Origin of the sequence: Streptomyces sp. Ru62, assembly GCF_002920615.1 — a bacterium.
Lineage (GTDB): Bacteria > Actinomycetota > Actinomycetes > Streptomycetales > Streptomycetaceae > Streptomyces.
Genome location: NZ_PQSU01000009.1, coordinates 249,069 through 268,900 on the forward strand (window position 1 = coordinate 249,069; position 19,832 = coordinate 268,900).

Annotated in this window: 20 protein-coding genes; 6 read left to right on the top strand and 14 right to left on the bottom strand. The window is 72.1% G+C overall.

The genetic code is table 11. The features are described 5' to 3' along the window. Positions 1-34: 34 nt before the first annotated feature. Positions 35-559: a MarR family winged helix-turn-helix transcriptional regulator gene (locus tag C3492_RS14845; protein WP_103812216.1), complete on the top strand. Its 525-nt coding sequence runs from the start codon at positions 35-37 to the stop codon at positions 557-559. Between the two features lie 338 nt (positions 560-897). Here the strand turns inward: C3492_RS14845 and uppS are convergent, their stop codons facing one another. The 4 genes from uppS to C3492_RS14865 all read right to left on the bottom strand — a co-directional run bounded on the left by uppS (position 898) and on the right by C3492_RS14865 (position 5,550). Then, complete coding sequence (gene uppS / locus C3492_RS14850; protein ID WP_103812217.1) at positions 898-2,733, bottom strand: polyprenyl diphosphate synthase; 1,836 nt, start codon at positions 2,731-2,733, stop codon at positions 898-900. A gap of 62 nt (positions 2,734-2,795) precedes the next feature. Next, on the bottom strand, positions 2,796-3,641 hold the full coding sequence (locus tag C3492_RS14855) for a hypothetical protein (RefSeq protein WP_103812218.1): 846 nt from the start codon (positions 3,639-3,641) through the stop codon (positions 2,796-2,798). Next, positions 3,638-4,240 carry an ABC transporter ATP-binding protein gene (locus C3492_RS14860; RefSeq protein WP_103812219.1) on the bottom strand — a complete coding sequence of 201 codons (603 nt, stop codon included), beginning with the start codon at positions 4,238-4,240 and terminating at the stop codon, positions 3,638-3,640. Before C3492_RS14860 ends, C3492_RS14855 begins: the two co-directional genes overlap by 4 nt. Before the next feature lie 296 nt (positions 4,241-4,536). Beyond that, the gene (locus tag C3492_RS14865) at positions 4,537-5,550 is read right to left on the bottom strand and encodes an NADP-dependent oxidoreductase (protein WP_103812220.1); all 1,014 of its coding nucleotides are present in this window, start codon (positions 5,548-5,550) and stop codon (positions 4,537-4,539) included. A gap of 111 nt (positions 5,551-5,661) precedes the next feature. Here C3492_RS14865 and C3492_RS14870 point away from each other — a divergent pair, with 111 nt between their 5' ends. Continuing rightward, positions 5,662-6,228: a TetR/AcrR family transcriptional regulator gene (locus C3492_RS14870; protein WP_103812221.1), complete on the top strand. Its 567-nt coding sequence runs from the start codon at positions 5,662-5,664 to the stop codon at positions 6,226-6,228. Between the two features lie 30 nt (positions 6,229-6,258). Here C3492_RS14870 and C3492_RS14875 read toward each other — a convergent pair whose 3' ends face one another. After that, positions 6,259-6,588 carry a branched-chain amino acid transporter permease gene (locus C3492_RS14875; RefSeq protein WP_103812222.1) on the bottom strand — a complete coding sequence of 110 codons (330 nt, stop codon included), beginning with the start codon at positions 6,586-6,588 and terminating at the stop codon, positions 6,259-6,261. After that, a complete protein-coding gene (locus C3492_RS14880) occupies positions 6,581-7,333 on the bottom strand; it encodes an AzlC family ABC transporter permease (protein WP_103812223.1) in 753 nt (250 codons plus the stop codon). The genes C3492_RS14875 and C3492_RS14880 overlap by 8 nt, the downstream gene beginning before the upstream one ends. A gap of 62 nt (positions 7,334-7,395) precedes the next feature. Here C3492_RS14880 and C3492_RS14885 point away from each other — a divergent pair, with 62 nt between their 5' ends. After that, positions 7,396-7,866 (top strand): Lrp/AsnC family transcriptional regulator, encoded by a 471-nt coding sequence (locus C3492_RS14885; RefSeq protein ID WP_103812224.1) that lies wholly within the window; start codon positions 7,396-7,398, stop codon positions 7,864-7,866. Positions 7,867-8,421: 555 nt separating this feature from the next. Here the strand turns inward: C3492_RS14885 and C3492_RS14895 are convergent. Continuing rightward, on the bottom strand, positions 8,422-8,721 hold the full coding sequence (locus C3492_RS14895; protein ID WP_146075689.1) for a hypothetical protein: 300 nt from the start codon (positions 8,719-8,721) through the stop codon (positions 8,422-8,424). Between the two features lie 220 nt (positions 8,722-8,941). Continuing rightward, entirely contained in the window at positions 8,942-9,712 is a 771-nt protein-coding gene (locus C3492_RS14900; RefSeq protein ID WP_374938346.1) for a response regulator transcription factor, read from the bottom strand. Positions 9,713-10,110: 398 nt separating this feature from the next. Between C3492_RS14900 and C3492_RS14905 the strand changes: the two genes are divergently transcribed. Beyond that, the gene (locus tag C3492_RS14905; protein WP_103812226.1) at positions 10,111-11,622 is read left to right on the top strand and encodes an FAD-dependent oxidoreductase; all 1,512 of its coding nucleotides are present in this window, start codon (positions 10,111-10,113) and stop codon (positions 11,620-11,622) included. Between the two features lie 72 nt (positions 11,623-11,694). Here the strand turns inward: C3492_RS14905 and C3492_RS14910 are convergent, their stop codons facing one another. Together C3492_RS14910 and C3492_RS14915 are read right to left on the bottom strand one after the other, a co-directional pair. Then, positions 11,695-12,498, bottom strand: a complete 804-nt coding sequence (locus C3492_RS14910) for an SDR family NAD(P)-dependent oxidoreductase (protein WP_103812227.1) — start codon at positions 12,496-12,498, stop codon at positions 11,695-11,697. Positions 12,499-12,630: 132 nt separating this feature from the next. Further along, a complete protein-coding gene (locus C3492_RS14915; RefSeq protein ID WP_181140372.1) occupies positions 12,631-13,131 on the bottom strand; it encodes a MarR family winged helix-turn-helix transcriptional regulator in 501 nt (166 codons plus the stop codon). A 148-nt stretch (positions 13,132-13,279) separates the two neighbouring features. Here C3492_RS14915 and C3492_RS14920 point away from each other — a divergent pair, with 148 nt between their 5' ends. After that, entirely contained in the window at positions 13,280-14,758 is a 1,479-nt protein-coding gene (locus tag C3492_RS14920; RefSeq protein WP_103812229.1) for an MFS transporter, read from the top strand. Positions 14,759-14,773: 15 nt separating this feature from the next. Continuing rightward, complete coding sequence (locus tag C3492_RS14925; protein ID WP_103812230.1) at positions 14,774-16,369, top strand: LLM class flavin-dependent oxidoreductase; 1,596 nt, start codon at positions 14,774-14,776, stop codon at positions 16,367-16,369. A 37-nt stretch (positions 16,370-16,406) separates the two neighbouring features. On the opposite strand, the gene C3492_RS14930 is transcribed toward C3492_RS14925, so the two are convergent. From C3492_RS14930 to C3492_RS14945, 4 genes are all read right to left on the bottom strand, one after another. Further along, entirely contained in the window at positions 16,407-17,273 is an 867-nt protein-coding gene (locus C3492_RS14930; RefSeq protein ID WP_103812231.1) for a sulfurtransferase, read from the bottom strand. A gap of 80 nt (positions 17,274-17,353) precedes the next feature. Next, on the bottom strand, positions 17,354-17,740 hold the full coding sequence (locus tag C3492_RS14935; RefSeq protein ID WP_103812232.1) for a TIGR03618 family F420-dependent PPOX class oxidoreductase: 387 nt from the start codon (positions 17,738-17,740) through the stop codon (positions 17,354-17,356). Then, entirely contained in the window at positions 17,733-18,785 is a 1,053-nt protein-coding gene (locus C3492_RS14940) for an LLM class flavin-dependent oxidoreductase (RefSeq protein ID WP_103812233.1), read from the bottom strand. The genes C3492_RS14935 and C3492_RS14940 overlap by 8 nt, the downstream gene beginning before the upstream one ends. Next, positions 18,776-19,832 (bottom strand): ABC transporter ATP-binding protein (locus C3492_RS14945; RefSeq protein ID WP_146075690.1); only part of this gene is annotated, 1,057 nt, incomplete at its 5' end. The genes C3492_RS14940 and C3492_RS14945, both read right to left, overlap by 10 nt.

Here is a 19,832-nt window from a genome sequence, read left to right on the forward strand (position 1 = left end):
GGGCAAGGACGGCCGCACGGGAGAAGGCAGCACCATGGACTCCGAGGCAATGGACCAGGTCACCGAGACCGGGGAACTCCCCGAGGCCGCACACCGCGGACCCATCAGCCATGCGATCTTCCGGGTGGCCCGCCTGCACCGCATGCTCGCCGGCCAACTGCTGCGCGAGGTCGGCCTGCACCCGGCCCAGGAACTGGTCATGATGCAGCTGTGGGACCGCGGCCGGATACGCCAGACCGACCTGGCCCGGCACGTCGGTGCCGACGCCGCCACCATGACCCGCACCATCCAGCGTCTGGAGAAGGCCGGCTTCGTGCGCCGCGTGCGCTCCACCAGCGACCGGCGCTCCGTCCTGGTCGAACCGACCGCCGCCAGCCAGGCCCTGCGCCAACAGGTCGAAGACCTCTGGGCCCGCCTGGAGGACTACGCCACCGGCGACCTCACCGACACCGAACGCGGCGCGACCCTCGCCGCCCTCCAAGCCCTCGAAACCAACCTCGCCGCCCGCGTCAGCGGCGACACCGAACCACCCTCGCGCCCCGGCGCGCCCGACGCCTGACACCCCCGCTCAGGGCACGGACCGCACCCCACCAGAACCAGGGGCGGCAGCGCCAAGAAGACGACCCGATCACCGAACCGGCCCAACGCGGCGGCGGCGAACAGACGGCCGAAGTCCGGTCGCAGAGGAGTTCGAGCCGAGCGGATGCGGACATCGAGTCGTCCTGTGGGGGCGCAGAGCTCCCCGGGAGTGACGGCGTCTCGATCGGCGATGGGGTCAGTGGTGGGAACAGGGACCTGGCTCTGCGCCTCCCAGGCATCCGCCGCGCCCCGCTGCCGCGTACCGACGTGCCCGGGAGAACCGCGTGTCTGCTGGAGCGGACGCACACGGCAGCTCGGCTAGGTTCCGTATCGGCGTTGGCGGTTCCCGTATTCGGTGATGGCCTGCCACAGGTCGCGGCGGTCGGCGTCCGGCCAGTAGCCGGACGTGAAGTACAGCTCGGCATACGTGGACTGCCAGGGCAGGAAGTTGGAGGTGCGCTGCTCGCCTCCGGTGCGCCACAGCAGGTCGACGTCGGGCAGGTCGGTGAGAGCGAGGTGACGTGCGAAGTCGTCCTCGCCGACGAGGTCGGGGTCGAGGTCGCCGGCCCGCGCCGCGCGGGCGAGGGAGGCGGCTGCGCGGGTGATCTCGTCCCGGCCGCCATAGTTGAAGCAGAGGGTGCAGGTCAGGCCGGTGCGAGTGCGGGTGGCGGCCTCCTTCTGCCGCAGGGACTCGACGAGGTCCGTCGGCAGTTTCTCGGGGTTGCCGGACCAGCGCAGGCGTACGTCCAGGTCGCGGAAGGGGTCGTCGTCCAGTTCCTCGCGCAGGGTGCTCATGATGCGCTCGACCTCCTCCGTGTCACGCCGCCAGTTCTCGGTGGAGAACGCGTACACGGTGAGGTGGCGGAGGCCGATCTCCAAAGCGCCGTAGACCATCTCGCGCAGGGCGGCGGCGCCGGCGCGATGACCCTCGGACCGGGGCAGGGCGCGGTGTTCGGACCAGCGGCCGTTGCCGTCCATGACGATGGCCACGTGGGCCGGCATCGCTTCGGCCTCGATCCGGGGAGGCCGGCAGCCACTGGGGTGTCTCGGCGGCTGCTGGAACGTGGTCGTGTCAGGAATCAGGCGGGCTGCCGGGCAGGGTTGGGTCGCTGCGCGCCTTTGCCGGGGGTCGGGAGGTGTCAGCGGTGTCAGGCTCCATACCAGAGCCGCCCGGAGGCGAGCGGGAAGGAAGATGCGCGCACGTGTCAGGTGTGAGGGACGCGGCTGGGAGCGGAGCAGGGCGGGGCCGGCCGCCTCGACCGCGTCGAGCAGGGCGAGCAGGAGACTGATCAGCGCCTTGCCGGCGATGGCGGTGCCCGGGTGCATGCCGTGGGTCAGGTGGGGCTGGTTCACCCAGCGGCGGGCGATGGACGTCAGCTCGGTGACCAGGGCCGCGGCGGCCGGACTCCATCGGCCGTGCAGCAGGTCGTCCTCGGCTCCGGGGAACTGGTTCAGGATCTCGTCCGGCAGAAGGAGCTTGTCCTCGCCCTGGTCGGTGTGCAGGTCGGTGAGGGTGTCGACGAGCCGGATGCCGTCGTTGAGCTGCTGGTAGCTCTCCAGCCGGTCCAGGCGGAAGACCACCGGCACACCCGCCTGCCCGAGCAGGAGGCGAACCGTGTCGAACATGGGGACGATGTGGCCACGGCTCCAGGCCCGCCACTGGGCCCAGTCATCGAAATGCCGGTGGTCGATGTCGTTACGCGACACGAATACAGCGTTGCGGAAGTCGGAGAGATCGATATGCCAGCGTGCGGCCGTGTCCACCAGAGCACGGCGAACCGGGTCGGTGCTGGTCCCGGCGGCCATGTCGGTCTCCAGCGCGGCCATCCACGCGTCGGCACGGGTGGCCCGTTCTGCTGGTGTCGCATCCCGGTCGTCGATCAGGTCGTCGACGACCGTCAGTCCCGCCCAGACGGCCCAGTATGCCGGGTGCAGCACGGGGGGCAGCAGGCGCAGGACGGCGTACGCTCCGGGGTCCTGACTGCGTGTGATGCGGCGGCACAGGCGATAAGCGGCCCGCAGGTCGGTCTCGGCGCCGGCGCCTGGGAGGGGTGCGGGCCACTGGGCGACCGGGCTGTCCTGCGGTGCACCGGCCGGCGGCCGACGCCCACGTAGGAACCGACGGAAGCGTGCACGATCCTGGGGGGTGTCCATGAGGGCTCCACGAGGCAGCAGAGGGGGCCTGAAGGTTGACGGGCGCGGGTGCTGCGGGAGGTTCAGCCCGCCGCCGTCGGGTCCGCGTTCACCGACTCCTGGTCCCGAGCGGTTCGGCGGGGCCCCGGCACGAAGGGGCGGGCTGCCGGGGGAAGGGCGTTGCGCGTCCGGCGGTGGAAGGCGAGGAGACCGGCCAGCGCGGCGGCCGCGAACCAGACCAGCTGGATGGCCACGTGCCCCGGCACGTCGGCGGTCGAGAAGCCCGCGGCGGTACTGGCCTGCATCGCGCCGTAGGAGGGCAGGAAGCGGGTGACGGGGCTGTCGCTCCCGGAGCTGGAAACGGGGTTCTGCAGGCCGAGGTCGATGATGCTCGTCATCAAGATGGCGAACATGCCCTCGACCTCCCTGCGCATCACCGCACCGAAAGCGACGCCGAGGACGCCGTAGGTCATGGCGGCGCTGAACAGCGCGACGGCGAGCAGGACCGGCTGGCGCGGTGTCCAGATCAGACAGGTGACGGCAGTGGCGTAGGCGGACACAGCGGCGGAGGCCACGGCGAGCGCGGCGACCTTCGCCAGGACGAGATGGGTCCGGGGGTAGCCGGCCATGGCCAGGCGGCGGTCGAAGTCGTGGCCGGCGAACGTGGCCGCGAACATCATGAACCCGGTGATCAGGGTGACGGCGTTGAGCGCACCGCTGATTTCGGTGATCTCGTTCCCCCGCGGGGCCAGCACCTGCCCGGTGGCCCGGAGTCTCATCCGGGCCGGGGAATCGGGCATGACCAGGTACGCCAGCATCGTCCACAGCGGGATGAACACGGCGACCAGCACCATCGCAAACCGATTGCGTACGTGTTCGGTCAGCGCGTACCGGGTCGCGGTGGCGAACAGTCCCAGGTGCCGTTTCACGCGGCACCCGCCGCCGGCCGGAGCGTCCCGTCGTTCAGCTGCCACAGTTCGTCCAGCCGTTCGGCGTCATAGGCGAGGTGCGAGACGACCAGGACCGAGCGGCCGGCGTCCCGCAGCCGGGCCGCCAGGTCCCAGAAGCGCTGGTAGGTGTCCCAGTCGAACCCCTGGTAGGGCTCGTCCAGCAGCAGGACCTGCGGGTCGTGCATCAGGGCCAGGGTCAGGTTCAGCTTCTGCCGCGTCCCGCCACTGAGGACCGCGGCACGTACGTCGGCGTACTCGGCGAATCCCAGGATCTCCATCGCCTCCTCGGCGTGGCGCAGGTCGGCCAGGCCGAAGGCGGTCCTGAAGAACTCCAGGTGCTGCCGGACGGTGAAGGCACCGTTGAGGACGGGGTGTTGCGGGCAGTACCCGAACCGGCCGGTGTGACGGACGGCGCCGCGAGAAGGGCGCAACTCACCCGAGAGGATCTTCAGCAGTGTGGACTTGCCCGCCCCGTTCTCCCCGACGATCCCGACCAGCGCACCGGCGCACAGGTCGAAGTCGACCCCGCGCAGTACCGTTCGCCGACGGTACGAGTGATGCACGTTCCTGACCTTCACGCCCCTCCAGGCAAGTCGGTTGTGTGATCCCGTGCCGCACCGGCCAGGTGGCACCACCAGGACGGTAACAAGCCGACGCAGCAAGCGAGTTGACGCCGTTCACTCGGGCGACACACAGACCGTACAGTCGACGAAATGATGGTTGAGGTGCCGGTACGTTAATCCCCTCGATCGGGTGACAGTCGAGTCCGGCCTTCGGTACGGCGGCCACACCACCGCCCTCGCCCTGTGGGCGGACACGTACACGCACCGGTCGCTGTCACCGGCCGTGAGCGGGCCGTCCGAGAGACGGACGATCACTGAGCGACCGTGAGCACGATCTTGCCCTGGATGTGCCCTCGGGCGGCGCGTTCGTGCGCTGCTCGGGCATCCGCCAGAGCGAAGGTGCTGTCGATCGCGACGCGCACCGTGCCCGCGTCGAGCAGGCGCCCCAGTTCGGCAAGCTGCGCGCCGTTCGAGCGGACCTGTGCGCTGGAGACCGTGACACCCAGCTTCTCGGTCTCCTCTTCGTCGAAGTCCCCGGGGAGCACGGGGAACTGGGCGCCGCCGCGCTTGAGTGTGCGCAGGAATCGCCGGCTGCGGGGGCCGCCGACGGTGTCCAGAACGAGGTCGACGTCGTGCACGAGTTCCTCGGGGCGACTCTTGGTGTAGTCGATGAACCGGTCGGCGCCGAGTTCCCGCAGGAACGATTCATGTGCGCCCGACGCCACCGCGATGACCCGTGCGCCCTTCCACTTCGCCAGCTGTAGCGCGAAGTGCCCCACACCGCCCGCGGCGCCGTTGACGAGCACCGTCGTGCCGGCGTCGAGTGCCGTCGGGCGGTGCGGTGCGTCCTGGAAGGGCGAGGGGTGATCATGTCCCAGGTCGATCAGGAACTGCCACGCCGTCAGCCCGGCCATGGGCGCCCCGGCGGCGTGCACGTGGTCGATGCCGGCCGGCTTGCGCGCGAGGTCCGATGCGGGCGCGGCCACGTACTCGGCGTAGGCGCTGCCGCGGAAGCTGGGGAAGCGCAGGAGACCGAAGACTTCGTCACCTACGGCGAAACGGTCCACGTCCGCGGCGACGGCCTCGACGACGCCCGACACATCCGTCCCGGGAATCACCGGCAGACTGACCGTCGATTCCGTCTCCCCGGGCATTTCGGTCAGCCCGCCGCGCAGGTACCAGTCGGGAGGATTGACGCCGGCCGCGTGGACGCGGACCAGCACTTCGCCGGGCCCCGGTTCGGGGATCGGGACCTCGTCGTAGCGCAGGACCTCAGGGCCGCCGTGCTCGTGGAGCCGGACGGCCCTCATCGTGTGTGTAGGCATCGTTTTCTCCTGCCCGCGCTGCGGGGATACGCTATTCGGATCAGCGGTCCACATAACCGGACCACTGATCCGAATATATGGACCACTGATCCGGATAGTCAAGAGGGACAGATGCGGGCCGACGCCAGGAAGAACCGCGACCACCTGCTCGCGACAGCGGGCACCGCCATCGCCGAACATGGCGTCGACGTGTCACTGCGCGACATCGCCCGCCGGGCCGATGTCGGGCTCGCGACGCTGCTGCGGCACTTCCCGACGCGCGAGGCGCTGCTCGATGCGCTGCTGCGCGCGAGCTTCGAGGAACTGACGGCGAAGGCGGGCGAACTGGAGGTGTCGAACTCGCCCGAAGACGCTCTGGTCGCGTGGCTGCGCGACTGCGTCGCGTGGACGACCGAGTACCGCGGTGTGACCGTGCTGATGGCAGCCGCCATCGAGGACACCGAATCCGCACTCCACACGTCATGCGTCACTCTGCGAGCGGCCGGGGCACGGCTCCTGGCCCGCGCCCAGGCCGCGGGCGCGGCGCGCACCGACATCGATGGCGCCGATCTGTTCGCACTGGTGGCGGCGCTCGCGTGGCTCGGCGACCAACCCTCGCTCGCACCACAGGCGGACCACCTCTTCGAGGTTGTCGCGAACGCGATCGTGACGAGACCAGCGAGGACCGGCGCCGAGTGAACGGCACCACCGGGTTTCCGGTCAGGCCGCTCAGCGGGCGAAGACGGTACTGGCCAGAGCCACGTGGACGACTGTGCCGCCGAGGATGCTCAGCAGCGCGTTGCGGCGCCACAGGTGCAGGCCGACGGTGACGGCCAGGGCGGCCAGCGGGGCGGAGGAGCGGGTGTGGGTGAGGGGGAGGTCGCGCAGGCAGTAGACGACCAGGATCAGCATGACGCCGGCGGGCATGCGGGTGCTGAGGTACCGCACGGTCGCGCTGTTGCGCAGGGCCATGAGTGCGGCGAACGGCAGGGCGCGCAGGGCCCAGGTGACGGCGGCGGCGACGAGGACAGCGGCGATGACGTAGGGCGTGTCAGGCATGGCTCGGTTTCCTGCGGGTGGTGAGGCGGCGGGTCAGGAGGCCGGCGGTGAAGAGGCCGAAGGCGACGAGGAGCATCCGGTCCGGGACGAGGACCCGCGCGGCCAGGGCGCTGAGCAGGGCCAGTGCCGGCGTGGGCAGGTCTCCGCGCAGGTTCCGTACGGCGTCGAGGGCGAGGACGGCGAACAGGGCGGTCAGGGCGAAGTCCAGGCCGACGACGCCGTCCGGGATGAGGGAGCCGAGCAGGGCGCCGACGGTGGCGCCGCCCGCCCAGTACAGGTGCAGGAAGAACTGGAGCCACAGGATGCGCGGACCGGGCCAGGCACGGGCCTGCCCGTCGGTGGTCAGCGCGTACGCCTCATCGCACAGGGCGTAGGTGCTGTAGGCCTTGCCGAGGCGGCCGTTCACGCGGTGCAGGGGGAAGGACAGCGCGTAGAAGACGTGCCGGACGTTCATCAGGAAGGCGGACAGGGCGATGGCCGCCAGCGGGGCAGCGGCCGTGACCAGTCCGATGAGCAGGAATTCGAACGAGCCGCCGAAGACGAGTGCTGCGGACAGTCCGGCCCACCACCACGGCAGGTCCGACTGCGTCACCAGCGCACCGAAGGCGAGCCCGAGCGGGAGGAACGCCAGGCCCACGCCGAGGGAGTCCTGGAACGCCGCACGCGCGTGCGACGGCGCTGGGGACTCGTGGGCATGCGGCGCGGAACGGTGCCGGCCATCGGGAACGGTGGAACTCCTTCGCATGCCGCAATTTTAGAAAAGTTCCGACCTTACATGGTTGCTGATTGTGGCGCTAGAGTGGTCTGGTGAGCAACGAATTTCACCTCGACGCCACCGATCGCGAAATTCTGTTTCATCTGCGCCAGGACGGGCGGCTGACCAACGTCGAACTGGCCAGGCGGGTCGGTCTGACCCCGCCGCCCTGCCTGCGCCGGGTCAAGCGGCTCGAGGAGGCCGGCGTCATCGCCGGGTACCGGGCGGTCATCAACCCCGAGGCGCTGGGCCGCGGCCTGGAGGTCCTGATCGACGTCGAGATCTACGCCCAGGACCGCAAGAGCTTCGAGGAGTTCGAGGACACCGTTGCCTCCTTTGAGGAGGTCATCGAGTTCCGTCGCATGTACGGGCGCCCCGACTACTTCATCCGCGTAGCCGTCGCCGACCACGCCGCCTACGAAGCCTTCCTCACGGGCAAACTCAGCGGCCTGCCCGGCGTCCGGCGCATCGAATCCCATCTGACCATGAAGGACATCAAGACCAGCGACTACGCGCGCCCTTGAGTTGGCGGCCAGCCAGCTCTGTGCCTGGTGAGACCACCGTGAGGGCGCCCCTGGGTTCCGGTCCTGGCGCTGGACCGAGGCGGTCGCCTCCGGCCGCCACCGGCGGGCGGTCTGCGGCGCCGAGTGGCGCTCACCTTCTGGACACGGCGGCCCCGGACCGGCGCCTACGCCTGGCCCAGCGGTGTGCCGCGGCTGAGTCCTCGGTCTGCGGTGCGGGGCGGGAGGAGCGCTGGGCCACGACGCGCGGCAGGAGGCGCGGAGGGCGAGGGTGATCAGCGGGAGCAGGGTGAGGGCGGCCGTGATCGTACCGGCCGGGGGCGGGCCGGTCCGGCCGAGGGAGGAGTCCAGGGCCGTACCCGTGAGCCAGGAGCCGGTCGCGATGCCCACGTTGAACGCGGAGGTGCTCAGCGCGGAGTACGCCGCCTTCGGCAACAAGGAGGATCTGTTCGGCTAGGCCCTCGGCCGTTACCTGCATGGACCGGCCGCGTACGCGGAGACCGCGCTAGCCGCTCCCACGTTCCGGGAACTCGCCGAACGCCTGGTCCTCGGCAGCGTCTAACTCACCGCGGGGTGTTCGAGCTCGGCGTGCGGGGCTCCGGAGGCCGCTTGGACGGCGATGCCGTCGGTGATCGTGTGCAGCAGCCGGGCCAGGGTCGGCGGATCGGACCCGGCGGGCAGGTCGTCCATCTGCTCCAGGCGTCGGCGCAGTGCGGTTTCGGCGGCCTTGCGCACTGCGTCGGCGTCCTGCCGGGCGCGCTCGGCACCCGGGCCGCAGGCGTGGACGCCTTCGTCGCGCGAACGGCTCTCCGACTCCTCCTCGGCGACCACGCCCCGGACCACGGCACCACCCGGCACCCACCGAGGACGACCTGACAGCGCACACGGCCACCCGCCGTCGCGACCAGCCCGGTCGGCGCGGTGACGGGGAGGTCGTGCGGGGCCTACCCGGCCGGGGCGCCGCGGAACCAGCTGGAGCGGTGCGCCACAGCTCGCCCCACGCGCGGGTCCGAGCCGTCCTCCTCGCCTGCGGGGTGCCCTTCAGCGGTGGCGGGGCCGTCCGGTGGGCCCCGCCACGTCACGCGGCGCAGCCGGTGCCCAGTTTGAAGCCCACGCCCCGGACCGTGATGATCCAGTCGCTGTCACCCAGCTTGGTGCGGAGGCTGCTGACGTGGGTGTCGACGGTACGCCTGGACCAGGAATCACCCCACACCTGTTGCAGCAGTCGTTTCCTGGGAATCACGGTGTCGGGGTGCGAGGCGAGAATGCAGAGGAGGTCGAATTCCTTTCGGGTCAGCCCCACACCGCGGCCACCCAGGCTGACCTGCCGCGCATTCACGTCGATGTGCAGCGGGCCGTGCGTGATTTCCCGGTCGACGGTGCGCGAGGACCGGGTACGGCGCATGACGGCCTCGATACGTGCCATCAGTTCGCGAAATCCGTAGGGTTTCACGAGATAGTCGTCCGCGCCGGCCTGGAGCCCGAGCACACGGTCGAGTTCGGAACCGCGACTGGTGACGACGAGCAGCGGCACACAGCTGACGGACCGGATGCTCTTGCACACCTCCAGTCCGTCGAGGTCCGGAAGCTCCAGGTCGAGGAGGATCAGATCCGCGTCCTCGTGGGCTTCGAGGGCGGCAACGCCGAGGCTCACGTGGGTGACCTCGTGGCCGTGCCTGCGCAGCCCTCCTGCCAGGGACTCGGCGTCGGTGGAGTCGCTCTCCACCAACAGGATCTGCCAGCCTGCCGCGGGAACGGGCACCGTCCGTGCCGGACCCGGCATGTCCTCCAGCACCGTCTGCGGTCCGCGTGCGACGCGCTCGATCGATGGATGGTTCTCCGACTTCACCGCTGATGAGTATGGACCCATGGCCTCCCCCGGCTCATCCGGTCAGCATGGACGTCGAACCTGCGCTCGAAAATTTATCGGTCGCTTGTAGTCCATTCAAAGACTCCTGTCGTAAATACATCGTTGCGGGTTCATGAAGGTGCATTACGGAGTCATCAACGTGTCGTTGTGCAGCAATTTCTGACATGCCCGTGGGTTTATGGCCCGCCGGTCGTGGAGATCCGCCGCGATCCGCCGGGGGAACGCGGGAGCGGGGGCGAGCGACCCGTCCGACATGCTGCCGCAGTATCCGCTTCACACCCGCGGTGCAGGATGGACACGGCCGGTCCCGGCTTCCCGGCACCCCGCACCTGAACCCGGTCGGATCCCGATTCCCCACCTACGGAAGCGAGTTGCGGATGTCGCACACCTCTCAGTCCCCGGCCGTCGACGGCCGCGGGACGCCTCCCGGCCCCCACTCGGTCGTCGTGGCCGGAGCCGGCCCCACCGGACTGCTGCTCGCCGGAGACCTCGCGGCGGCGGGCGTGGACGTGGTGGTCGTCGAGAAGCGCCCGGAGGGCATCAGCAACCTGACCCGTGCCTTCGGCGTCCACGCCCGCACCCTCGAACTCCTCGACGCCCGCGGCCTCGCCGACGAACTGGTCGCCACCGGTCAGGTCATCCGCGAGCTGCGACTGTTCGGGGCGATTCCGTTCGACATCGGCGCGCTGCCCTCCCGCTTCCCCTTCCTGCTGGTCACTCCGCAGTACGAGGTGGAGAAACTGCTGCTGCGCCGGGCCCTGGAGAACGGTGCGGTCATCCGCTACGGGACCGAGGTGCTCGGCCTCACCCAGGACGCCGAGGGTGTCACCGTGTCGGTGCGCGACGCGGAGGGCGACACGACCCTGCGGGCCCGCTATCTGGTCGGTGCGGACGGGACGCGCAGTGCGGTGCGCGAGGCCCTGGGACTGCCCTTCCCCGGGAAGGTGGTGATCAGGTCGGTGGCGCTCGCCGATGTGAAGTTCACCGAGCAGCCCAGTTTGGTGGTGCAGGTGCACGGCACGGGCGACGCCTTCGGCTTCATCGCCCCGTTCGGCGACGGGTACTGGCGGGTCGGCGGCTGGGACCGGGCCCACCGGGGGGAACCCGACGACTCCCCGGTCGCGTTCGAGGAGCTGCGCTCGCTCATCGAGCGGGCCTTCGGCTCCGACTTCGGCATGCACGACCCGCGCTGGCTCTCCCGCTTCCACAGCGACGAGCGCCAGGTGCCCCGGTACCGTGTGGGCCGCGTGCTGCTGGCCGGCGACTCCGCCCACCAGCACTCGCCGGCCGGCGGGCAGGGGATGAACACCGGCCTCCAGGACGCCGTCAACCTCGGCTGGAAGCTGGCGGCGGTGCTCGACGGCTGGGCCTCCGACGCGCTGCTGGACACCTACCACAGCGAGCGCCATCCGATCGGCCGGGCGGTGCTGCGCAGCAGCGGTCTCAACCTGCGTCTGGCCATGGCGCACAATCCGCTGGAGATCGCGCTGCGCACGGTACGGAAGCTGGTGGTCACCCATGTGCGGCCGGTGACGCGACAGGCGGTGGGGGAGATCACCGGAATCGGCCACTCCTACCCCGCCGCGCGCGGGGCGCACCCGCTGGTGGGCAGACGCGCGCCGGACCTGGAGCTGGAGCGCGGGCGGCTCTACGAGGTGCTGCGCGAGGGGCGGTTCGTCATGGTCCTGCCGCCTGCCGGGGGGTCCGGCGCCCCCACCGCGCTCGACACCGCCGCCCGGCGGGGGCGGCTGGTCCTCGCCCACCGCGCGGACGGCGGCGACACCACCGCCCCGGAGGCGTTCCTGGTGCGGCCCGACGGCTACTACGCCTGGGCCGGGGCGGCGGACGGACCGGCGATCGAGGCCGGCATCGGACCGTGGGTGGGGTGACCGGGCCCGTCCGGTGATGCCTCTCGTCGTGCGGCCCCTCGCCGGGCCGCCCGCCCGCGGCCCGCCGCGTTCTCAGCGCGGCGGCAGCGGCGAGAGCGTGGGCAGGTGGGAGAGGAAGCCGCCGTCCACGGACAGCACCTGCCCGGTGATGAAGGAGGCGGCCGGGGAAGCGAGGAAGGTCACCAGGTGGGCCACGTCGTCCGGGGTGCCCAGCCGCGGGATGAGGTTCGCGCTCTGGAACATCTGCTGCACCGGCACGGGCATGTCCGCCTCCAGGGCCGGGGTGCGGACCAGTCCGGGCGCGACGGCGTTGCAGCGTATGCCGTCCGTGCCGTATGCGGCGGCCACGAAGCGCGTCAGCGCGACCAGTCCCCCCTTGGAGCTGCCGTAGGCGACCATCACGCGATCCCCGGACAGGCCCTGACCGCTGGTGATGTTGATGATCGAGCCGCCGCCGCGCTCGATCATCACCGGCACGGTGTGCTTGCACAGCAGCATGGGGCCGCGCAGGTTGACCGCGAGGACCTGGTCCCACAGTTCCACGGACATCGACACCACGTCCCGGTCCTGCCGGATCGCCGAGGTCAGCGCCGCGTTGTTGTCGAGTACGTCGATGCCCCCGAAGGTGTCCACGGCGAAGTCCACCAGGCGCTCGACGCTGTCCTCCGAGGCGATGTCGACGGTGTGCCCGACCACCGACAGGCCCTTGGCGGCCAGCTTCGCGGCGGCGGCCCGGGTCGGCGCGTCGGCGACATCGGCGAGTACGACGTCCGCACCGGCGGTGGCCAGCGCCTCCACGGTGGCGAGGCCGATCCCTCCCGCCCCGCCGGTGACCACGGCCACTTTGCCGGCGAGGGAGTGCGTTCCATTGCCCATCGGTCAACGACCTCTCGTTCAGGACGGGGAGTCGCCCCCGATTCTGGCGGGCGTGCGTGAAGGCCGTGCTGCGGGAACGTGTCACGATCGACCCGGTTCCGGCAGGGGCGGGCGGCGGGCCGGGGCCAGGTGTCAGCCTCCTGTCCGCGCGCTGTGGTCCTCGGCGACCAGGACCTTGCGCAGCAGGGCGATCAGGGTGGCGCGCTCGGCCGGGGACAGGTCGTGCAGGAAGGCCTCCTGGGAGCGCTCGGCCACGGCCAGCAGCCGGCGTTGCAGGTCCTCGCCCTCGGGGGTGAGCTCGACGACCTGGCGCCGGCGGTCGGCGGGGTCGCGGGTGCGCCGGACCAGGCCCCGCTGCTCCAGGGTGTCGAGGTAGCCGACCAGGTGGCTGCGGTTGAGGGCGAGCCGGTCGGCGAGCACGTGCTGCGGGAGCGGGCCGAAGTCGGCGAGCGCCGTGAGCGCGGCGAAGTGGGGGAGCCTCAGGCCGTGGTCCGCGACCGCGGCGATCAGTACGTCGTGGCCGAGCCGGGCGACATGGCTGACCAGGTAGGAGGGCAACGCGAGCAGGCTCGGCGGGCGGATCGCCGTGTCCGGCCGGGGGGTCTGCGGTCCGCAGTCCGAGGCGTCGTTCATGGAGCGCAGCATAACCACGGAAAGCCACTGGACGTAAGCATGTCGCGATGTAATCATTACGGCACGACATGATTTCGCCGGTGTCGGTGCTCGGCGTGTGGTGCCGCCCGCGCCCCCGCACCTCCCGATCAGAGCGGAGGACCTTCCCATGACCGATCCGACGACCACCCCGGCCCACCCGCCGGTCACGGAGGGGCGGCGGGGCGTCGCGGCCCCGTTCACCGCCCTGCTGATCGCCGTGCTCTCCTTCTCCCTGATGCAGACGATGGTCGTGCCCGCACTCCCGGACCTGCGGCGGGAGTTCGACGTGAGCACCACCGTGGTCTCCTGGGTGCTCAGCGCCTTCCTCCTCACGGCCTCGGTGGCCACCGCACTGCTCGGCCGGGTGGGCGACATGTTCGGCAAGCGGCGCGTCCTCGTCGCGAGCCTCACCGTGTTCGCCGCCGGAACGCTGCTGGCGGCCCTGTCGGACTCCATCGGGCTGCTCATCGCCGCCCGCGCCGTCCAGGGGGTCGGCTCGGCCGCCTTCCCCCTCGCGTTCGGCATCGTCCGCGACCAGTTCCCGCGCGAGCGCGTGCCCGTCGCCATCGGCCTCATCAGCTCGACCTTCGGGATCGGCTTCGGCGTCGGGCTCGTCATTCCCGGCCCGATCGTCGACGCCCTGGACTGGCACTGGATCTTCTGGCTCGGCCTCGTCGTGATCGTCCTGGGCGTCCTCGCCGTCGTCGCCTTCGTCGAGGAGTCGCCCGTCCGCTCCCCCGGCCGGATCGACTGGACCGGTGTCGTCCTGCTCAGCGCGGGCGTCGTCGCCCTGCTGCTCGCCATCAGCGAGGGCAAGTCCTGGGGCTGGGCGTCCGCCGGCGTGATCGCTCTGTTCGTGGCGGCGGTGGTGCTCCTCGCGGTGTTCGTCCTGGTGGAGCGGCGGCTGTCCGCACCCCTCATCGACATCGAGCTGCTGCGCCGTCCGGCGGTCGCGGCCTCCCATGTCACCGCGCTCATCATCGGTTTCGGGATGTACGGCGCGTTCACCCTGGTGCCGTTGCTGGCCCAGACCCCTCCGCAGGCCGGCTACGGGTTCGGCGCCTCGGTCACCGGGGCCGGACTGTTCATGGTGCCCATGGCGGCCACCATGCTGGTCGCCAGTCCGCTCGCGGGCCGGATCGGTGCCGCCGTCGGCTTCAAGCTGCCCCTCGTCCTCGCCTGCCTGATCGGCGTGGTCGGCTTCGCCGTGTACGCCGGGGCCCATGACACCGAGTGGGCGCTGTACGTCGGTTCGGGCATCCTGGGCATCGGTGTCGGCTTCGCCTTCGCGGCGCTCGCCAACCTCGTCGTGGCCGCCGTCGACCCCCGGCAGACCGGTGAGGCGACCGGCATCAACACGATCATGCGCACCATCGGGGGATCGCTGGGCGCGCAGGTGTCCGCCTCGCTGGTGGCCTCCCACACCCTCGCCGGCAGCGGTCTGCCGGCGGAGTCCGGCTACACCACCGCCTTCGTGATGTCCGCGATCGCCCTGGGCGTGGCCACGCTGGCCGCGCTCTCCGGACCCGGCGGACTGTGGCGCACCCCGGCGAAGGCGGCCGCGGCCGGACCCCGGCCCGAGACCAGCGGCCCCGCCGCGAGCTGAGAACGGGACACGCACATGACCGACTACGGGCACGAGCTGCTCTTCGGTGCCGTACTGGTGCCCTCCTCCGGACAGCCGCATGACGCGGTGGCGTCGGCAAGGTCGGCGGAACGGGCCGGACTGGACCTGGTGAGCGTGCCGGACCACCCCTACCGGCCGGAGTTCCTGGACGCGTGGACGGTGCTGGCGAGCATGGCCGCCGTCACCTCCCGGATCCGGGTCTTCCCCAATGTCGCGAACCTCCCCCTGCGGCCGCCCGCCGCCCTGGCCCGCGCCGCCGCGAGCCTGGACCTGCTCAGCGGCGGCCGGGTCGAACTCGGGCTGGGCGCCGGGGCGTACTGGGACGACATCGCCGCCGAGGGCGGTCCCCGGCGCACCCCGGGCGAGGCCCTGGCCGCCACCCGTGAGGCGGTCGCGGTCCTGCGCGCCCTGTGGTCCGGCCGTGGACGGATGCGCAGCGAAGGAAAGCACTACGCGCTGGACGGGGCCGCCGCCGGGCCCGCGCCCGCCCATGGCATCTCCGTGTGGATCGGCGCGGTGGGCCCCCGGATGCTGCGGCTGACCGGCGAGGTGGCGGACGGCTGGCTGCCCAGCGTGCCCCATGTGCCGCCGGGCCGCCTCGCCGCGGGCCAGCGGCTCGTCGACGAGGGGGCCGCGGCCGCCGGGCGAGAGCCGTCGGCCGTACGACGGCTGTACAACCTCTCGCCCGGAGCGGAGGGCGGCTTCCCCCGGGGCGGTCCGCGCGACTGGCCCGAGCAACTGGCCGCGCTCACCGTCGACGTGGGCACCAGCGCCTATCTGCTGCCCGCGCACCACCCGGACCTGCTGCGGATCTTCGGCGAGGAGGTCGCCCCGGCCACCCGCGCACTGGTCGCCGCGGCACGCGAGCAGCCCGCCGGGGCCGCCGCGCGGTCCGTCGCGGCCGGTGCCTCCCGGCCGGCCGCGACGCCGCTCCCCCCGCAGCGTCCGGCCGCGGCGGACGGTGCCGCGGCCGGACGCTCCCTCGCCGTCGCGCCCACCCCCGCGCCCGCCGAGTGGCTGAGCGACGAGCGGCTGTGGGACGAGGAGAACCGGCCCACCGGCCCCGCCCCGGATCCGGAGCGTCGCTACTCGCGTGCGCGGCAGGCCCCGGCCGAGAACCTGGTCGCCGCCCACGACCAGCTGCGCGCGGACCTGGCGCGGCTGCGCGCGATCGTCGACGAGGTGCTGGCCGAGACCCTGGACCCCGGTGACGCCCGGTCCGGGCTTCAGGAACTGAGCCTGCGGCAGAACTCCTGGACGCTGGGCGCGTACTGCGCGTCGTACTGCCGGATCACGACCGTGCACCACACCCGGGAGGACCAGGACCTCTTCCCGCACCTGCGGCGAGGGGACCCGCGGCTCGCGCCGGTGCTCGACCGGCTGACCGAGGAGCACCACGCCATCCACGGGGTGATCGAGCGCATCGACCGTGAGCTGGTCGCCCGGATCGAGGACGGGGCGGGTGCCGCGGCCCACCCGGCGGGGCTGCGCGCGGCGGTGGACCTCCTCACCGACGCGCTGCTGTCCCATCTGGCGTACGAGGAAAGGGAGTTGATCGAGCCGATGGCCCGGCTCGGGACCGGCTGGTGACCCGCCGACCGTGTGCCACCGCCCCTGTCCGGCTCCGCTACCCCGGCTCCTCACCCGTCGCCACGGCGCGCGAGGGGTCCGCCGACCACGCGGACCACGAGCCGGGGTACAGGGCCGCGGTGGGCACGCCCGCCAGCTCCAGCGCCAGCAGGTCGTGGCAGGCGGTGACCCCGCTGCCGCAGTACACGACGACGTCGGTGCCGGGGGTGACTCCGAGGGCCGCGTAGTGCGCGGCCAGCCGGGCCGCCGGGGCGAAGCGGCCCTCGTCGGTGAGGTTGGCGGCCCAGGGGGCGCTGCGGGCTCCCGGGACGTGCCCGGAGCGCACATCGCTGGGCAGCACGGTGGCGCCCGAGTACCGGTCGGGGGCACGGGCGTCCAGGACGACGGCGGTGCCCGCCGCGAGCGACGCCTCGACCTCGTCGGCCGTCCGGAGCAGCTCCTTGGGCCAGCTCACCGGGGTACGGGCCACCGGGGCGGGGACGACCGGCCCGGTCTCCAGCTCACCGTCCCACGCCTGGAGACCGCCGTCCAGCAGGGCGGCCCGGCCGCCGGTGCGGCGCAGCAGCCAGACCAACCGGGCCGCGTAGGCACCACCGCTGTCGTCGTAGGCGATCACCGTCGTGTCGTCACCGATGCCCAGTGTGCCCAGCGCCCGGGCGAACTCCCGCTCGTCGGGCAACGGATGGCGTCCGCCGGACTCGCTGGGCGGTGCGGAGAGCACGGTGTCCACGTCGACCCACACGGCACCGGGCAGATGTCCGGTGAGGTGGGCCTCGCGTCCGCTGCGGCCGTCCAGGTACCAGCGGGCGTCGGCCAGGACGATCCGCCCGCGGTGCTCACGCACCCATCCGGCGTCGACGACGGCGGCCGGCGGATCGGGTGACGGTGCGGGGGAAACGGTCATGTGGGGTTCTCCTCTCGGATCAGGGCAGCGGCAGGGCCGGTGCGGCGGGGGGCGTCGTCCGCGTCCGGAGCGGCCGGCGGTCACTCCTTGCGGTGGATGCGGTCGGGTTCCAGCCGGAACAGCACCCGTTCGCCCTCGGCCTGCCGCACCTGCTCGCTGCCCGTCCACTTGCCGAAGGTGGTGCGGGCCAGTCGCAGCGCGGCCTCACCCGGCTCGATGTCCACGACCCGGGCCCGGATCTCGATGTACCGGCGGCTGTTGTCCGAGTCGAGCAGCAGGATGTTGACGCGCGGGTCGGCGATCACGTTGCGGTACTTCTGCCGCGAGGTGTTGGTGCCGACGAGTATGTGCTCCTGGTCGGCGTGCGGCCACACGAGGCTCGTCTGCGGTCCGCCGTCCGGCATCAGCGTGGTGAAGACCCCGAGGGTCCGGGCGAGGGCGAGTTCGCGGACGTCGTCGTCAAGCACCGGCCGTCACCCTGTCGTCGCGCCCCAGGGTGCGCACCTGCGGCAGTACCTCGGAGGCGACCAGTTCCGTGGCCGCCTGGACGTCGGCGTACGGGAGACCGCCGACGTCGATGGCGAGCAGGTGCAGGTCGTGGCCCCACAACTCCTGCAACTGCCCGAGCCGGTCGACCACTTCGGCGGGGCTGCCGCAGATCGCGGGACCGTCGGGGCCGATGTAGGTGTCGAAGTCCGGCGGGGCCGGGGGCCCGACGGTGCCGGGCTTCTTCACCGTCAGATAGGTCTCGATGTAGGGGGCCCAGCGGGCGCGTGCCTCCTGCGAGGTCTCGGCGACGAACACATGGCTGGCGGCGCCCAGCCGGCCCGTGGGCTCCGTCCGCCGCTCCTTCCAGAGCGCACGGTAGGAGTCGAACACCGGGACGAAGACGTCGGGTCGGCGCGCCGTCGTGCCGACCACCAGGGGCAGCCCGTGGTCGACGGCCAGCCCGACCGACTCCGAGCCCACTCCCCCGCTGATCCAGAACGGCGGCCGGGGCTGCAGGGGGCGCGGTTGTACCAGCACGTTGTCCAGGGGCGGACGGAACCGCCCCCGCCAGGTGACCCGTTCCTCGGTCCACAGCCGCAGCAGCAGTTCGGTGTTCTCGCGTTTGCGGGCCGCCTTGGACTCGGGTGCCTGGTCGAAGACGACGTACGGCTCGGGGAAGAAGGAACCGCCGATGACCATGTCGAGGCGCCCGTCGGACAGCAGGTCCAGCAGCGCGTAGTCCTCCGCGACGAGTACCGGGTCCCGGTTGGCGACCAGGGTGGTGCCGGTGGCCAGCCGGATGGTGGAGGTGTGTTCGGCGATCGCGGCCAGGACCAGTGCCGGGGAGGGGATGACGTCGCGCTCCCCGAAGTGATGCTCCCCGAGGGTGTACCAGGAGAAGCCGAGCCGTTCCGCCTCGGCCGCCGCCCGGACGACGTCCCGCAGCCGTTCCCGCTGGGTGAGGATGGTCCCGGTGACCGGGTCGGGCAGCAGGCTGCCGAAGGTGATGAGACCTAGCTCCATGAGGTGTCCTCCGTGCGACGGTCGTGGTGGTGCGTGGTGCGGGCGGCGGCTTCCCCCGGGGCGTCCGGGGTGTTCGGGGGGTGCGGGAGGCGCGGGGGGTGCGGGGTGTTCGGGGGGTGCGGCGTGTTCCGTCCGGGTACGGCGGCCAGCAGTTCGCGGGTGTAGGGGTGCCGGGGCGCGCGCAGGACGCGGTCGGTGGCGCCTTCCTCGACGACGTGTCCCTCGCGCAGGACCGCGATGCGGTCGCTGACCTGTCCGACGACGGCCAGGTCGTGCGAGATGAACAGATAGGCCATCCCGTGGCGCTCTTGGAGTCCGAGCAGCAGTTCCAGGATCCTCGCCTGCACGGTGACGTCGAGCGCGGAGACCGGTTCGTCGCAGACCAGCAGTTCCGGGCCGAGGGCGAGGGCACGGGCGATGGCCACCCGCTGGCGCTGTCCGCCGGAGAGCTCGGCGGCCCTGCGCCGCAGCGCGTCCGCCGGCAGCGCGACGTCGTCCAGCAGCCGGCGTACGGTCGCGGCGCGCTGCGCGCGGTCGCCGACGCGGTGGTTGCGCAGGGGCTCGGTGAGCAGTTCCTCGACGGTGAAACGGGGGTTGAGGGAGGCGTACGGGTTCTGGTGCACGAGCTGGACACGGCGGTGCAGGCGGCGCCGGGCCGCACCGCGTACCGCGGTGACGTCGACGCCGTCCAGTTCGACGGTGCCTGCCTCGGGCCGTTCCAGGCCGAGCACCAGGCGGGCGGTGGTGGACTTCCCGGAGCCGGACTCGCCGACCAGGCCGAGGGTACGGCCGCGCGGGATGTCGAAGCCGATCCCGTCGACGGCGAGGTGCCGGCGCCGGGGGCCGGGGCCGCGCAACGGGAAGGAGAGGGTGAGACCGCGCACCCGCAGCAGTACGCCGGCGTCCGGCGCGTCGCCGGGCGGGCCGGTCGCGGGGGCCGGTCCGGGTGCCGGGGCCGGTTCGGGCGCGGGGGCCGGTCGCGGTGCCGGGGCCGTTCCGGGCGCGGGCGCCGTTCCGGGCGCGGGCGCCGTTCCGGGCGCGGGAGTC

Bases quoted from the DNA above. Each gene is read 5' to 3' on its own strand.
- C3492_RS14920 (WP_103812229.1), top strand. From the start codon at position 13,280: ATGACCGATCCGACGACCACCCCGGCCCACCCGCCGGTCACGGAGGGG.
- C3492_RS14915 (WP_181140372.1), bottom strand. From the start codon at position 13,131: ATGAACGACGCCTCGGACTGCGGACCGCAGACCCCCCGGCCGGACACG.
- C3492_RS14865 (WP_103812220.1), bottom strand. From the start codon at position 5,550: ATGCCTACACACACGATGAGGGCCGTCCGGCTCCACGAGCACGGCGGC.
- C3492_RS14845 (WP_103812216.1), top strand. From the start codon at position 35: ATGGACTCCGAGGCAATGGACCAGGTCACCGAGACCGGGGAACTCCCC.
- C3492_RS14930 (WP_103812231.1), bottom strand. From the start codon at position 17,273: ATGACCGTTTCCCCCGCACCGTCACCCGATCCGCCGGCCGCCGTCGTC.
- C3492_RS14870 (WP_103812221.1), top strand. From the start codon at position 5,662: ATGCGGGCCGACGCCAGGAAGAACCGCGACCACCTGCTCGCGACAGCG.
- C3492_RS14925 (WP_103812230.1), top strand. From the start codon at position 14,774: ATGACCGACTACGGGCACGAGCTGCTCTTCGGTGCCGTACTGGTGCCC.
- C3492_RS14905 (WP_103812226.1), top strand. From the start codon at position 10,111: ATGTCGCACACCTCTCAGTCCCCGGCCGTCGACGGCCGCGGGACGCCT.
- C3492_RS14875 (WP_103812222.1), bottom strand. From the start codon at position 6,588: ATGCCTGACACGCCCTACGTCATCGCCGCTGTCCTCGTCGCCGCCGCC.
- C3492_RS14940 (WP_103812233.1), bottom strand. From the start codon at position 18,785: ATGGAGCTAGGTCTCATCACCTTCGGCAGCCTGCTGCCCGACCCGGTC.
- uppS (WP_103812217.1), bottom strand. From the start codon at position 2,733: ATGGACACCCCCCAGGATCGTGCACGCTTCCGTCGGTTCCTACGTGGG.
- C3492_RS14910 (WP_103812227.1), bottom strand. From the start codon at position 12,498: ATGGGCAATGGAACGCACTCCCTCGCCGGCAAAGTGGCCGTGGTCACC.
- C3492_RS14880 (WP_103812223.1), bottom strand. From the start codon at position 7,333: ATGCGAAGGAGTTCCACCGTTCCCGATGGCCGGCACCGTTCCGCGCCG.